11 protein-coding genes are annotated in these 14,020 nt (G+C 35.9%); all 11 read right to left on the bottom strand.

The window, feature by feature from the left end; translation table 11 throughout:
- Window positions 1-158 precede the first annotated feature (158 nt).
- Window positions 159-734 carry a hypothetical protein gene (locus tag GMD78_RS12035; RefSeq protein WP_155669069.1) on the bottom strand — a complete coding sequence of 192 codons (576 nt, stop codon included), beginning with the start codon at window positions 732-734 and terminating at the stop codon, window positions 159-161.
- Window positions 715-2,199 (bottom strand): cbb3-type cytochrome c oxidase subunit I, encoded by a 1,485-nt coding sequence (locus tag GMD78_RS12030; RefSeq protein ID WP_155669068.1) that lies wholly within the window; start codon window positions 2,197-2,199, stop codon window positions 715-717. The genes GMD78_RS12035 and GMD78_RS12030 overlap by 20 nt, the downstream gene beginning before the upstream one ends.
- A 16-nt stretch (window positions 2,200-2,215) precedes the next feature.
- The gene (locus GMD78_RS12025) at window positions 2,216-2,740 is read right to left on the bottom strand and encodes a cupredoxin domain-containing protein (RefSeq protein ID WP_155669067.1); all 525 of its coding nucleotides are present in this window, start codon (window positions 2,738-2,740) and stop codon (window positions 2,216-2,218) included.
- Between the two features lie 283 nt (window positions 2,741-3,023).
- On the bottom strand, window positions 3,024-4,202 hold the full coding sequence (locus GMD78_RS12020; RefSeq protein WP_155669066.1) for a PDZ domain-containing protein: 1,179 nt from the start codon (window positions 4,200-4,202) through the stop codon (window positions 3,024-3,026).
- A 205-nt stretch (window positions 4,203-4,407) separates the two neighbouring features.
- A complete protein-coding gene (locus GMD78_RS12015) occupies window positions 4,408-5,877 on the bottom strand; it encodes a S41 family peptidase (protein WP_155669065.1) in 1,470 nt (489 codons plus the stop codon).
- 202 nt (window positions 5,878-6,079) lie between these two features.
- The gene (locus GMD78_RS12010) at window positions 6,080-7,417 is read right to left on the bottom strand and encodes a murein hydrolase activator EnvC family protein (protein WP_155669064.1); all 1,338 of its coding nucleotides are present in this window, start codon (window positions 7,415-7,417) and stop codon (window positions 6,080-6,082) included.
- 55 nt (window positions 7,418-7,472) lie between these two features.
- Entirely contained in the window at window positions 7,473-8,366 is an 894-nt protein-coding gene (gene ftsX, locus GMD78_RS12005) for a permease-like cell division protein FtsX (RefSeq protein WP_155669063.1), read from the bottom strand.
- Window positions 8,356-9,042 (bottom strand): cell division ATP-binding protein FtsE, encoded by a 687-nt coding sequence (ftsE, locus tag GMD78_RS12000; protein WP_155669062.1) that lies wholly within the window; start codon window positions 9,040-9,042, stop codon window positions 8,356-8,358. The genes ftsX and ftsE overlap by 11 nt, the downstream gene beginning before the upstream one ends.
- A gap of 374 nt (window positions 9,043-9,416) precedes the next feature.
- On the bottom strand, window positions 9,417-9,749 hold the full coding sequence (gene cccB, locus GMD78_RS11995) for a cytochrome c551 (RefSeq protein ID WP_155669061.1): 333 nt from the start codon (window positions 9,747-9,749) through the stop codon (window positions 9,417-9,419).
- 222 nt (window positions 9,750-9,971) lie between these two features.
- Window positions 9,972-11,070, bottom strand: a protein-coding gene (gene prfB, locus GMD78_RS11990) for a peptide chain release factor 2 (RefSeq protein ID WP_155669060.1) whose coding sequence is annotated in 2 segments (ribosomal slippage) — window positions 9,972-10,997 and window positions 10,999-11,070 — 1,098 coding nt in all. Because the reading frame shifts where the segments join, the coding sequence is not laid out codon by codon here.
- A 113-nt stretch (window positions 11,071-11,183) separates the two neighbouring features.
- Complete coding sequence (gene secA, locus GMD78_RS11985; protein ID WP_155669059.1) at window positions 11,184-13,700, bottom strand: preprotein translocase subunit SecA; 2,517 nt, start codon at window positions 13,698-13,700, stop codon at window positions 11,184-11,186.
- Between the last annotated feature and the right edge of the window lie 320 nt (window positions 13,701-14,020).

Below are 14,020 nucleotides of genomic sequence, written 5' to 3'. Positions count from 1 at the left end.
TTAAGGATTTATCTTGTGAGATGCAATAGTTATAACCTTTTAACCGAAGCGGGATCCATGCCAACTAATCTAGTGTGTTTTAATTACTATTATACTAATGTACTTTCTTATTCGCTAAAGTAAATCCGCTGAACTTCGTCAGCGGATTTACTTTTATCCTAGATAGCCTCTTCTGTTTGATCTGTAAATACCGCTTGAACAAGATACAGCACCATAAAAGCTGTGATTCCTAACAATCCCCAGCCTAGTATTTTTTGCTCCGCTGCTAGGTAGTTATTACAGATCTGTATTGGTGAGTCAATGTATAACCAGGCCATTAAACCAAACATCGATAAGTAGTTAAGATAGATAAAGCTTTTTCCAATCGACTGCAGTTTTTTCCAGCTATCGTATAATAGCAATCCAATTACGGGCAAGCTGACATATTTAAATAATTCAATATACCAAATTGATAGTGCTTCATCTAATGTTCTAGGAATCATCCAATACATAGTTATCATGACAAAAAGTAAGGTACCAGGTATTCCATTCGAATTCCATGAATCAAAATGTGACTGGAAATTACGGGTTATCGTTATCCCAATTAACCAACCTACTAAAACAAGTAATGGTAGTTGAACGAGCATATGAAGAACCATTACAGACTCTAAAAATTGTCTTATGAACGGAATGAGCAACACCCCAAATAAAATCAATCCAGATAATAGAGAATTACTACGCCACTTTTTTATCATCAAAATCGCTTCCCGTTGATGTACCTCGTACTTGAATATAACTAATAAAGTGAACGATAAATATGACTGTTGCAAGGAACATAAATACCCCTGCTATCCCGCCAAATAATGCTGGACCCATCCACTCAGGAAAATGAGTTGCCCATCTTCGTGGTGTACTAATAGCTCCAGAAACGAGAAACTGTCCACTAACGGAAATAATCGCAAGTGTATAGACAATTAATGCAATTTTATCTAGTATAGTCGTTTCTAAGTTGCTATCTACTTTAGCTAAGTAATACATAAATGCAAACAGCATTGCTACTGCACCTAGCCCCATGTACATGTGAAAGTGTCCAGGAACCCATTTTGTATTATGCATGACATGATTGACTACTATGGTCGCATCCACAATTGCTGGTACAACACCGACTGTCCAACCAAACATAGAAATGAATGCTAGACCTGAAGCCATGTCCCATTTTATACCTGATTTATATACAATCATTAATGCTCCATAAGCGGTTATAACTAAAACAGGTAACCCATTTGCATATGACAACGCCTGTCCCATGATTAACATCCATTTCGGCATCACGGAGTCCATTAACATATGATGTGTATAAATTAATAATGTAAACGTAGTGGACATTGTCCAAGCGATTAAGAAAATTCTATTTGATTTCCATGGACGATTAGTATATCGTGGTAAAATCTCATAAACTACAATGACACCCATATAAATAATGGAATTAGCAAAAATATGACCGAATGCATACGTCAGGTTTTTTGCCAATAGTGGATCAAACGTAAATGCTGGGTTAACAACATTGATTATGTTCATAATGAGTACCGTTGCACCCGCAGTTAACGCAGTTACATTTACGATCGTAACCATTGTACTAGCAACTACTGTTGGTGGCGGTGCATCTTTTTCAGCTTTCTTACCGGAAATGACATCCCATCCTAACCCTTTACCGAGACTTCCGTATTTCTTAATTATTGCACGACCAGTATCGATATATAGTAAAAGGAATCCAACACCAAGAACGAGCATACCTACAAGGTAAAGCAAAGCTCCAACTGTTCCCCAGGCATTTGCTGAAAGTGCAGGTAATGGATATAAAAATGTCCAAGAACTAGCATATTCAAATGAGAATACACCGATAATTACCATCACAACACCAATTAAAAATAACACAAGGTTCCAAGTGAAAATCTTCTTAGAAAGTTGAACATAATCCCTTAGGAAATACCACATAACTCCTGCTGCTGCAAATGCTGCTGCTCCGATCATACCAGTGCCATGTATCGTTAAAAATTGATAAAAATTGGCTGCAGATAGATTCAGCATTCCTCCTTGTGCAAGAAGCATCAGTATTCCAAAAACCATCATTACCGCAATAACTACCGCACCAATGATTAAATACGAAGCTATCTGACCATTCCTTTGCTTTAACTCTCCCTTATTCACCAATGAACTCATCGTTAACAACCTCCCCCTATTCCGTAACTTCAATTGATTGAATCATTAAGTGATGAGCTAATCCACAATATTCTAAACATAAAATGTCGTACGTACCAGGTTCATCGAAGGTAACATAAACTTTATTTGTATACTCTGGCATCGCTTGCGTTTGAGCCAACAGATTCCTATCTTCGTCATAAATACCAAACCCATGATTAACATCTGCACTAGTTACATGAAACTCAATCGGCTCCCCTACTTTAAATTCCGTTTCACTAAAATTCCAACCAAATTGTAGCGCTTCCACATCTACAATAGTAGGATCCTTTCCTTCCCCATACACCGGTTGATTATAAGGTAGTTCTCGTAAGGTATAAATTGTAATCACAAGAAAGAAAACAACTAGTGTAGTACCATAGAACGAACGAGCCTTATACCATTTTTTCTTTATTGGGTCATAATCTCGCTTCTCCTTCGACTTTAGTACCACAACACCAAAAACAATGGTAATAAACAACATAAAAATTAAACTAACTATCCAGGCTACTGTTTGGATCATCCGTATAATCCCTCCCCATAAAATTTCTGAAGTAACTAATAAATTCTATCTTCAGTTACTTATGTTACGTAAAGAGTAATAGATGAATAGTGAGTTAAATCACAATTTTAAGGTATAGAAGTTATTTTGGATTTGATGATTTTTACGTTAGGAATAGGGGAAATAGGATTAAAAAACTTAGCATAAGCCAAGTATTTATGGCGATACCTTAGTTTTTGCTTATACAGGAATTGAAAGAAATCTCATAAAAAAACAAGCATGCAATGCATACATGCTTGTTTTTCTATTTATGTAAACGATGTGGTTTAGATGTGAAAATGAGACCCAATTCATGGTGGTCTCCTTCATATATGGCACTTTGAACAAATCGTACCTCTCCAAAATCATCAATTAAATCTAGTTTGAAAAATGCTCCAGTTTCCTGGAGTGCTTCATAAAACTGTTGCTCCGTCGTAATTCGCTTGCCATTGACTTTTGTAATCGTTTCACCAACTAGAATTTGTAGGCGGTCTGCCGGTGAACCCGGAATAATGGATAATACCTTTAATCCGTCATTCGTCTGATGGAAAAATGGGCGGTTACGTTGATCATTGATTCGATGACGATAATTAATGATCTCCCTACCCAAAATAGCTATTACTACTGCAGCTATAGATAACCATGATACAAAAATACTTCCAACTGCTATTGCTGTTACAATTAAAGCTAAGAAGAACACGCTCTTCGCTATTTTTATAGTCGCTTGATCTGGAAGCCCACCCTTTACTACATGATGAAAACCTATTACAAATGGTACTAATACTAAACTGTACGTCTCCTCACCAATTGTAAAATATGGCCAATACGGGGCAAAAGATTCGATTAACCCATGTGGTATTAACGTAAAAAACGGTATAATAGAGAGCTTTTTGACATGATGGATACCTACCCACCCACCACGCTGATCTAAAGATAAATCAGGGAATGTTTCATTACGCTTTGTCTTACTTAGTAGCTGGGCTTCTACCATTAAAAAAAGTCCTAGTAGTATTGTCAATGCAGTAAGACTAACACTGGAGAATAGTGCTACATTAATAAATTTTTGATTCTCCAATAGTAATGGTATCAGTAACAGTAGTATATACGTTAAGCCGATCGTATAACTAGCCGATAACATGCTAAATCTTAACGTAAAACTCAATAAAATAGTTATAACACTTAAAAGAAGTATAGTTTCATATGTAAATAAAAATCCGATTCCTATCGTTAGTATAGATATAAATAATCCTAATGTTATGGATAAAATCCATGTATCCTTCCATTCGGCAAAAACATCAAATACCTTTGCACCAAACTTTACTCGGTCACGTTTCACTCGTCTGTAGCCAACAACTGTAACCAATATTATCGTCCAATATAATAATGGATTTAGAAAGAGCCTACCGACTGCTTTTAAAAGTTCCATTAACCATGCTTCTAACATCTCGATCACCCCACAATGCTGTGTCAAAAACTTCAGTTGGTTCTATATCTTTATATATTCTCTATTTGTCGAATTTTTTCCTGCTTCTTGGAAATAAAACTTTTTCGCATGTTACAATGTATTTCTATCTTATCGTATATGAACCAAGTTTTCTCAGATTAGAAAAATCCGTGAGTGATTTCTCACGGATTTTATCTTAAACCAATTAATGGTATAGTACTTCCAATGCTCTTTCTAATTGCAGGTCATCTTCACCATCACGGATCTTCTCAACAATTTGTAATTCAAGCATATTAGCTGTTTCTTGGTCTACTTCTCCAGTTACATTTAAATCATTATCTTGTTGGAAAGCTTCAACAGCCTTTTCTGTTTCTTGACTAAAATATCCATCTGTTCTACCTGGATTATAGCCTAGGCCATCTAACATGAGCTGAACACTTTCAATTTTTGGATCTGATTGGTCGATTACCAATGGGTCTTCCACTTGTACTGGATTCGAATAATAATATTCTGGTTGATCTATTTCGACCGTAGGTTCTACACCTGTTTCATGAATCCAATTTCCTTCTGGTGAAAGCCATTTAAAGAAAGTTAATTTAATCGTACTACCATCACCCAGTGGCACAGCCTGCTGTACCGTACCTTTACCAAAGGATGTTGTTCCAACAACATGATAGTCTATTTCCTTCATCGCAACAGCTAGTATTTCTGAAGCAGATGCACTACCTTCATTAACTAATACACTAATAGGATAGTCTTTCTTAGCATTTAAGTTTGAATGGTATGGAGTTCTATTACCATCACCATCTTCAATTTGTACATACGGTACATCTTTAGGAATAAAGTTACTCAAAATTTCTTCTACAGAGTTAAGTAAGCCACCTGGATTACCTCGAACATCAATAACTAACCCTTCTATTCCTTCTTCTTCTAAGCTCTGCAGTTGCTCTTCAAATTCAGCTGAAGTTTGTTCCGAGAAGTTTGTAATCTCAATAATTCCTGTTTTCTTTCCTGAAATAGTCCGCATATCTGAATAAACGGTTTCCACTGGAATCGTATCACGAGTAATTGTAACTTCAAATGGTTCAGAAGCGCCAGGTCGTGCAATGGTAAGAACTACTTCCGTCCCTTTTTCACCACGTATTTTTGATACTGCCTCATTCAAATCAAAACCTTCTAATGATTCACCATCGACCTCTAACACTTGATCATTTGGTCGCAAACCTGATTTTTCTGCAGGTGAATCCTTAATTGGCGCAACAATTGTGACAGTCCCATTCACCATACTTACTTCTGCACCTATTCCTTCAAAAGATGATTCAATTTGTTCATCAAATTCCTTCATCATTTCTATATCCATATATGTACTATACGGATCCTCTAATGTTGCTAACATACCTTGAATAGCGCCTTCAATAAGCTGTTGATCCTCTACATTTTCTAAGTAATTTTTCTTGATTATATCAAATGCTTGAGCGACTTTATTCATATTTTCTGGTGCATTATATTCACTTTCATTAACTGTTTCATCCTGTTCTTCCGCTGGTTGATTCGTTTGCGGTACATTTTGCTCATCAGAACTCGTTGCTACCTGTACCCCTACATAAGCACCAGCAAAACCAAGAACTAATGCAGCAGCTAAAATGAGTATAATATGCGGTATTTTCAATTTCATATCTTCACCCCAAAGAATTATGTTTACTTTATTTTATGTATTATAAAAAAGCATACCACTATCTGAGCTAGATGACTATGGATTTTACTTAAGAAATTAATTTTATATGTACTCATGGAGCTTATGCAAATTGGAAAAAGTTATTAGGTACTGTATACGAAAAAGACATCGCCCTTTAGGGAGATGCCTTTTCATACTCTATTTATTTTAAATACGGGAGTGGGTTTACAGGGTTTCCGTATCCTCCAATATGTACTTCAAAATGAAGGTGGGGTCCTGTTGAATTACCAGTGTTACCTGTTGCTCCTATTACTTGTCCTTCTGACACTTCTTGTCCAGGTGAAACAGACATACTACTTAAATGAGCAGATACAGTGGTATAACTTTGCCCATTAATATAATGCGAAATAAAAATGGCATTTCCAAATCCACCAACTACACCTACTTTACTTACGACACCGTCAGCCGGTGCAAGTAAAGGTGTTCCTGTAGATGTTGCAAAATCTACACCTGCATGGAGTCTATTTTCGTGAAAAATTGGATGATATCTCATTCCAAAATGAGAAGATATTCTCGCTTTTGCTGGGTGTGTAAAAATCCCATTTGGATTTCCAGAGTTTGCTGCTGGTTCTTTTTTATTTAATTGCGCTAATTCCGTTTTCTTACGTTCAGCCATTGCAATTGCTTTCTTCTTTGCTTCCGCTTCTGCACGTATGACTTCTTGTTCCTCAGCTAATGTTAATTCAATTTCGTGTAGCTCTTCATGTTCATGTTCTAGCTCGGCCATCAAGGTTTCCTTTTCAGCCATTTGATTATTCAGTTGCCCTTGTAAAGCAACTAATTCTTGTTTTTGAGACTCCAAAGCAACTTTCTTATCTTCAACTTCTACTTTCTTATCCTCAACTTCGGTTTTATTATCTTCTACCTCAGTCTTTTTCGTTTCTACTGTAATTCGATCTTCTTTTAATGTTTCCATGATCGCTTTATCCTGATCCATCATGATGTTTACTGCAGCAGTTCTACTGATAAAATCAGCAAAGCTACTAGACCCGAGTAACACTTCAATATATCTCATTTGACCGCCATTTTTTTGGATGGTACGTAAACGATCTTTTAGTAATTCTTCACGTTTTTCAATTTTCTCTTGTAATTTCTTAATTTCTTCTTTTAATTCTTCGATTTGCTCTTTTAACTCTTTTATTTTGTTATTTAAACTATCAATTTCTTTATTCGTTTCAGCAATTTCATTTTCTTTCGCTTGAATGTTTGCTCTTGTCGTATCAAGTTGCTGATCAATAGATTCAATTTCACCTTTAACTGTACCTTGCTTATTCAAGTTCTCTTGAATCTTTTTCTCCGTTTCTGATTTCTCACTTTCTAAACCATCTTGTTTTTCTTTAAGTTCTAATTGTTCTTTTTCCAAATCTTTAATTTGTTTATTCAAATCATCGACTGATTCCGCAGAAACCTGATCCAAATTTAAACCTGGAATCGTTAATACTAAGGCAACGACAAGTAATAATGGTAAATATTTCTTCATCCCGTTAATTCCCCTTTCAAAAAACAATCAACTCTATCAATTCTCGATAGTTGAATTAAACTTTTAAGAATTTACGTACACTCATGACACTTCCCCAAATACCTATTAGGGCACCTATTCCTAGGATAATTGCAGAAAGTTGCCAAGCAAATGGATTATAAGGCAATATTTCAACGAATCCGATAGCACTGATTTCGCTTATACTAGTTTCAAAGAATTTATATCCGGATAAGATCCCGACAATAGGGATAATAGATCCTAAAACCCCAAGTAACATTCCTTCAATAAAGAATGGCCATCTAATAAATCCATTGGTAGCACCAACTAATTTCATGATGCCAATCTCTTTACTACGTGCCATAATTGTAAGTTTAATTGTATTAGAAATTAGGAAAATAGCCGTTAACACTAATCCAATAATTAAGACTAATCCAATCGTTCTAGCATAGTTGTTAAATTTAAATAGGTTTTGAACAACCTCTTGCCCATAAGATACTTCATCTACATTATCAAATGTCGCAATTTCATCAGCGAGTTCTTCCGTGTTTTGAGGATCCTTCGCCTTAACTACGTAAGCATGATTTAGTGGATTTTCTTGTTCTAATAACTGCCAAGTTTCTCCACCTTCTCCCATACCTTCAATTAGGTCCTGTAATTCCTCATCTTTAGATGAGAATAACACTGTATCAACTGCATCTAGTTGATCAATTTCTTCACCTAATTCTTTTATTTGTTCATCATCAGCAGTTGTATCAATCAATGCCTTAATTACAACATCTTCCTCCAGATTAGTAGCCATTTGATTCAGGTTTAACATAAGAGCTAGAAATGCTCCAACCAAAACCAATGTAACTGTAACTGCACCAGCAGAGGCTATTGTCATCCAACCGTTACGGAAAAGATTTTTAACACTTTCCCGTAGATGTCTTTTTAATGTTCTAGCTTTCATAACCGTATTCACCTCTGTGTTGGTCTCTTACAATTAACCCATCTTCAATTGCAATAACACGCTTTTTAATCGTGTTTACAATCTCCTTCGAGTGAGTTGCCATTAAGATAGTTGTTCCTCTATTATTGATCTCTTCAAAAACACGCATGATCTCCCATGAAGTATCTGGATCGAGGTTTCCAGTAGGCTCGTCCGCAATAACAATCTTCGGATGATTTACAATAGCACGAGCGATGGAAACACGTTGTTGTTCACCACCAGATAACTCATCTGGTAAAAAACGGGCCTTATTTTTAAGACCAACTAGTTCAAGTACATCCATCACACGTTTGCGGATATTTCGAGGAGATTCTTCGATTACCTCTAGTGCAAAAGCCACATTTTCATAGACTGATAGTTTAGGAAGCAATTTAAAGTCTTGGAAAATAACTCCGATATCACGACGAAAATGAGGAATATTTTTTTCTTTTAACTCACTTAAATCCGTTTTATTTATAACAAGTTGTCCATTACTAGGTTTTACTTCACGATACATCAATTTAACAAATGTTGATTTTCCCGCTCCACTTGGACCTACTATATATACAAATTCACCTTGATCTATGTCTACTGAAATACCATTTAACGCAGTTACCCCATTGGAATACGTTTTATATACATCTTTCATTAATATCATATAAACTCACCTTTATATTTTTATAATGTTGTTGTGAAAAATCGGCTTGGTATGCCTTTGTGCCAAAAGACCTAGTTGCAAAATGCAAGCCTATTCTCGCTTTTCTGCTAAAGAAAATAACTTCATTTCATAAAACCTTTTTAATAAAACAGACTATTTTCTTCGGAATTCTTTTATATTATAACATCTTTCTACATATTTTTTACGATAAAAATTATTACATTTATATTTCAAAGGAACTATTTTGGTAGTTTTTTTGTAAAATTCGGTAAAATTTTGGGAGATGTTGGAGCCTGAGTATTTGGGATGGGAAAATGGAAAATAAAAAAAGCTTGACCTAAGGAGATCAAACTTTTTATATACTTAAGATAAATTTATTTCTTTTCTGCTAACCAGTTTGCTAATACTTCTGCATCATCATTGTCAACATTTTGTGCTTGCATGTTACCAATTCCATTATGGATAATATCAACAATTTCATCAGCAGAGTACTTAGATCCTACTGCACTTAAGTTCGGACCAGCACCACCGGATAAATCTGCACCATGACAAGCTGCACAGTTTGCTTCATAAATTTCTTGACCTGCAGCAGTTTCTGTTGTTTCGCCACCATCACCGTTCGTGTCTGTAGCATCATCATCTCCACCGCCACATGCACCAAGTACTAGTGCGGATCCAATTAATACTGCAAATAACCATTTCTTCATGTGAAATCCCCCTAATCAAAGTTTAATAATAGGTTTGTCATATTTATTATAACCAATATAGAAAATAATAAAACCTCTTATAAAGCCTTCAAAAACCAAAAATTGGCTAAAAACGTTGTCATACCAACATTTTAGTAATTTGTGGCAATTTCATGACTTTCACAACACGTCACAAACCTAGTTATATCAAGAGGTTAGGGGCTTTCAAAAAGGTGATTTATGTCACATTTTTGATCGTAAAAATGCATCGATAAACGGGTCAAGATCACCATCCATAACTGCATTTGTATTTCCAATTTCTACATTTGTACGATGGTCTTTTACCATGGAATACGGATGGAATACATAGGAACGAATTTGGCTTCCCCATCCTATCTCTTTCTGTTCACCACGAATATCCGCCAGTTCTTGTTGCTGCTTTTCGATTTCTAATTGATACAGCTTAGCCTTTAACATCTTCATAGCAGCTTCACGGTTTTTAATTTGAGAGCGTTCATTTTGACAGGTAACAACAGTATTTGTTGGAATATGAGTAATACGAACCGCAGAATCTGTTGTATTTACATGCTGTCCACCTGCACCACTAGCACGATACGTATCCACCTTTATATCTTCTGTTTTCACATCAATATCCACATCATCAGAGAGCTCTGGCATAACCTCACAAGATGCAAACGAAGTATGTCGCCTACCTGAAGAATCGAATGGAGAAATACGTACCAAACGATGGACACCTTTTTCTGCTTTTAAATACCCATAGGCATTATGACCCTTAATTAACAGGGTAACACTTTTTACACCAGCTTCATCCCCAGGTAAATAGTCCAATGTTTCTACTGAGAATCCTTTTGCTTCTGCCCAGCGTTGATACATGCGAAGCAGCATGCTTGCCCAATCCTGAGATTCTGTTCCACCTGCTCCTGGATGTAATTCCAAGATCGCATTATTTGAATCGTATGGTTCACTCAAAAGCATTTGCAATTCAAATTCATTAATGGCTTTACGAAGCTCCACAATATCGTTATTTAGTTCTTCATATAATTCTTCATCATTTTCTTCTTTCACTAGCTCATACGAAACCTCTAAGTCATCTAAACGAGCTGATATACCATCAAATGTGTTTACATAACCTTTTAGCCCATTTGCTTCATCGATTACCTTTTGAGCGGCATTTTGATCATCCCAAAATCCGGGCTCGGTCATTTCTAACTCTAGTTCCTGAATACGTGCATTCTTGGCATCTAAGTCAAAGAGACCCCCTAAATTCCGCTACACGCGTATTCATTTTATCTAATTCATTTTTAATTTCTGCAAGTTCCATTGAATTCACCTCATAAGTTAATATATTTATTTACCAATGAAAACACCCCCAAGAAATTGGGAGTGTTAGTATCATTTTAATCATTTTCAAACCTTTTTAAAAGGTTAAATATGCTATTTACCGTGACAGTTTTTAAATTTCTTCCCACTTCCACACGGACAAGGATCATTTCGACCTACATCTTGCTTCTTAATATATGGCTTTTTCGTCTTTTTCTTCTCTTCCTGTTCGCCAGAAACAGCTTGTGTATTCTTCACTACTTCTTGACGTTTTAAGTTTTCACGAATTTGTGCCTTCATGATATATTTTGCAACTTCATCCTCAATGCTTGCAACCATTTCTTCAAACATAGAGAAACCTTCTAATTGGTACTCACGCAATGGATCATTTTGTCCATACGCACGTAAGTGGATACCTTGACGTAATTGATCCATTTGATCGATATGATCCATCCACTTTGTATCAACGGTACGTAATAGTATAACTTTTTCAAACTCTCGCATTTGCTCTTCAGATAGTTCTTCTTGCTTCTCGTCATAGCGAGTACGTACTTTATTCATGATCATTTCGATTATTTCTTCTGAATCTTTTCCTTTTATATCTGCCTCAGACAAATCTTCTGGCTCTAATAGGCTTCCATGTACATATTCAACAATAGCTTGAATGTCCCAGTTGTCTTCATCTTCATCCTGAGTATGCGTATCAATCACACGCTGTAATGACGATTCAATCATATTCTCAATGATTTCTCTTAATTCATTTCCTTCTGCATCAATAACTTCAAAACGTTGTTTATAAATGATTTCACGTTGTTCACGTAATACATCATCATAGGAAAGTACAGTTTTACGAGCATCAAAGTTATTACCCTCTACTCGTTTTTGAGCGGATTCGACTGCACGCGATACCATTTTACTTTCAATCGGCTGAGAATCATCCATCCCCAGTTTGTCCATCATATTTCGTAAATTATCAGAACCAAATCGACGCATTAATTCATCTTCCATCGATAAATAGAATTGAGATAGACCTGGGTCGCCCTGACGTCCGGAACGACCGCGTAACTGATTATCAATACGTCTAGACTCATGTCGTTCTGTCCCAATAACAGCTAGACCACCTAGCTCTTTCACACCTTCACCAAGTTTGATATCCGTACCACGACCAGCCATGTTGGTAGCGATGGTTACTGCTCCTTGTTGCCCGGCATTTTCGATAATTTCTGCTTCACGATAATGATTTTTCGCGTTTAATACATTATGTTTAACGCCTGCTTTTTTTAGTAAATGGGAAATAATCTCAGAAGTTTCTACGGCAACAGTACCAACAAGTACTGGTTGACCTTCTAGGTGACGCTCTTTAATGTATTCGACTGCTGCACGGAACTTACCTTCCATCGTTTTATAGATCATATCAGGTTTATCATCACGTACAATCGGTTTATTTGTTGGGATCGCTATTACATTCATATTATAAATATTTCTAAATTCTTCTTCTTCTGTTTTTGCTGTACCAGTCATACCTGACAGCTTATTGTACATACGGAAAAAGTTTTGGAAAGTAATTGATGCTAATGTCATGCTTTCATTTTGAATTTTTAAACCTTCTTTTGCTTCAATTGCTTGATGAAGACCGTCACTGTAGCGACGTCCTTTCATTAAACGTCCCGTAAACTGGTCAACAATGACAACTTCTTCGTCCTGTACAACGTAATCTGTGTCACGATGCATAGAAACGTGCGCTTTTAATGCTTGATTAATATGATGCGTTAACGATACATTATTCAGATCAAATAAATTATCAATATTAAAATAACGTTCTGCTTTGTTAATTCCTTCTTCTGTTAGCTGAACACCCTTTGTTTTTTCATCAAAGGTGTAATCATCTTCACGCTTTAAGGTAGTAACAAAAGAATTTGCTTGTTGATAAAGCGATGCAGATTTTTGAGCAGAACCAGAAATAATCAATGGTGTTCGTGCCTCATCAATTAAAATCGAGTCAACCTCATCAATGATTGCAAAATTCAGTGGGCGTTGCACCATTTGCTCTTTATAAAGAACCATGTTATCACGTAGATAATCGAAACCAAATTCATTATTCGTACCATACGTAATATCACAGTAATAAGCTTCTCTTTTTTCTTCTTTTGATAAACCATTACCATTTAAGCCAACGGTAAGACCAAGAAACTCAAATAATTGCCCCATTTCCTTAGCATCACGGTCTACCAAGTATTCATTGACGGTAATAACATGTACACCTTTTCCAGATATTGCATTTAAATATGCTGGCATAGTGGAAGCTAATGTTTTACCTTCACCTGTTTTCATTTCAGCAATATTACCCTCATGCAATGCCACTGCTCCCATTAACTGAACTGGGAATGGTCGCATGTTCAACACACGTTTGGAAGCTTCACGTACAACTGCATATGCCTCTACAAGCATGTCGTCTAAGCTTTCCCCATTTTCATAACGTTCCTTGAATTCTTCTGTTTTTTTCTTTAGTTGATCATCCGATAATTTTTCAATCTCTGGCTCATTTGCTTCGATTTGATCAACAACTTTTTGTATACGTTTAAGTTCTTTTTGATTTGGATCCCCAAATATTTTTTTTAATAACTCTGCCATACATGAACGCTCCTCATTAATAGAAAAACTTATCATTTTTATACTGAATCACTGTTAGATTCTTACTTTAGTCCATAATTTATAATAACACTTCTTATTCGTATATGACAATAATTGCCTCGCTATGGACAATGTACGTTAACGTATAAGAAATTACCAACATGGTAATGATAGAAAAAAGACGATCCCGTGTTGAACTGCACCCCAATTGTTAGACACAAATAACAATTGGAGGTGTAGTTTTTTATGGCTAAATTTTCTTCAAGAGAAAAAATTGAAGCAGTAAAGCGATTTCTTAATACTAACGAAGGCGGAGACTC

This window comes from Ornithinibacillus caprae (genome assembly GCF_009728145.1).
In the GTDB taxonomy this organism is placed as follows: Bacteria; Bacillota; Bacilli; order Bacillales; family Amphibacillaceae; genus Ornithinibacillus; species Ornithinibacillus caprae.
The sequence above is the reverse complement of the archived record's forward strand: the minus strand, read 5'-3'. Positions and strand labels throughout refer to the sequence as shown.

Bases quoted from the DNA above. Each gene is read 5' to 3' on its own strand.
- cccB (WP_155669061.1), bottom strand. From the start codon at position 9,749: ATGAAGAAATGGTTATTTGCAGTATTAATTGGATCCGCACTAGTACTT.
- GMD78_RS12025 (WP_155669067.1), bottom strand. From the start codon at position 2,740: ATGATCCAAACAGTAGCCTGGATAGTTAGTTTAATTTTTATGTTGTTT.
- GMD78_RS12010 (WP_155669064.1), bottom strand. From the start codon at position 7,417: ATGAAGAAATATTTACCATTATTACTTGTCGTTGCCTTAGTATTAACG.
- secA (WP_155669059.1), bottom strand. From the start codon at position 13,700: ATGGCAGAGTTATTAAAAAAAATATTTGGGGATCCAAATCAAAAAGAA.
- ftsX (WP_155669063.1), bottom strand. From the start codon at position 8,366: ATGAAAGCTAGAACATTAAAAAGACATCTACGGGAAAGTGTTAAAAAT.
- GMD78_RS12035 (WP_155669069.1), bottom strand. From the start codon at position 734: ATGATAAAAAAGTGGCGTAGTAATTCTCTATTATCTGGATTGATTTTA.
- GMD78_RS12020 (WP_155669066.1), bottom strand. From the start codon at position 4,202: ATGTTAGAAGCATGGTTAATGGAACTTTTAAAAGCAGTCGGTAGGCTC.
- ftsE (WP_155669062.1), bottom strand. From the start codon at position 9,042: ATGATATTAATGAAAGATGTATATAAAACGTATTCCAATGGGGTAACT.
- GMD78_RS12030 (WP_155669068.1), bottom strand. From the start codon at position 2,199: ATGAGTTCATTGGTGAATAAGGGAGAGTTAAAGCAAAGGAATGGTCAG.
- GMD78_RS12015 (WP_155669065.1), bottom strand. From the start codon at position 5,877: ATGAAATTGAAAATACCGCATATTATACTCATTTTAGCTGCTGCATTA.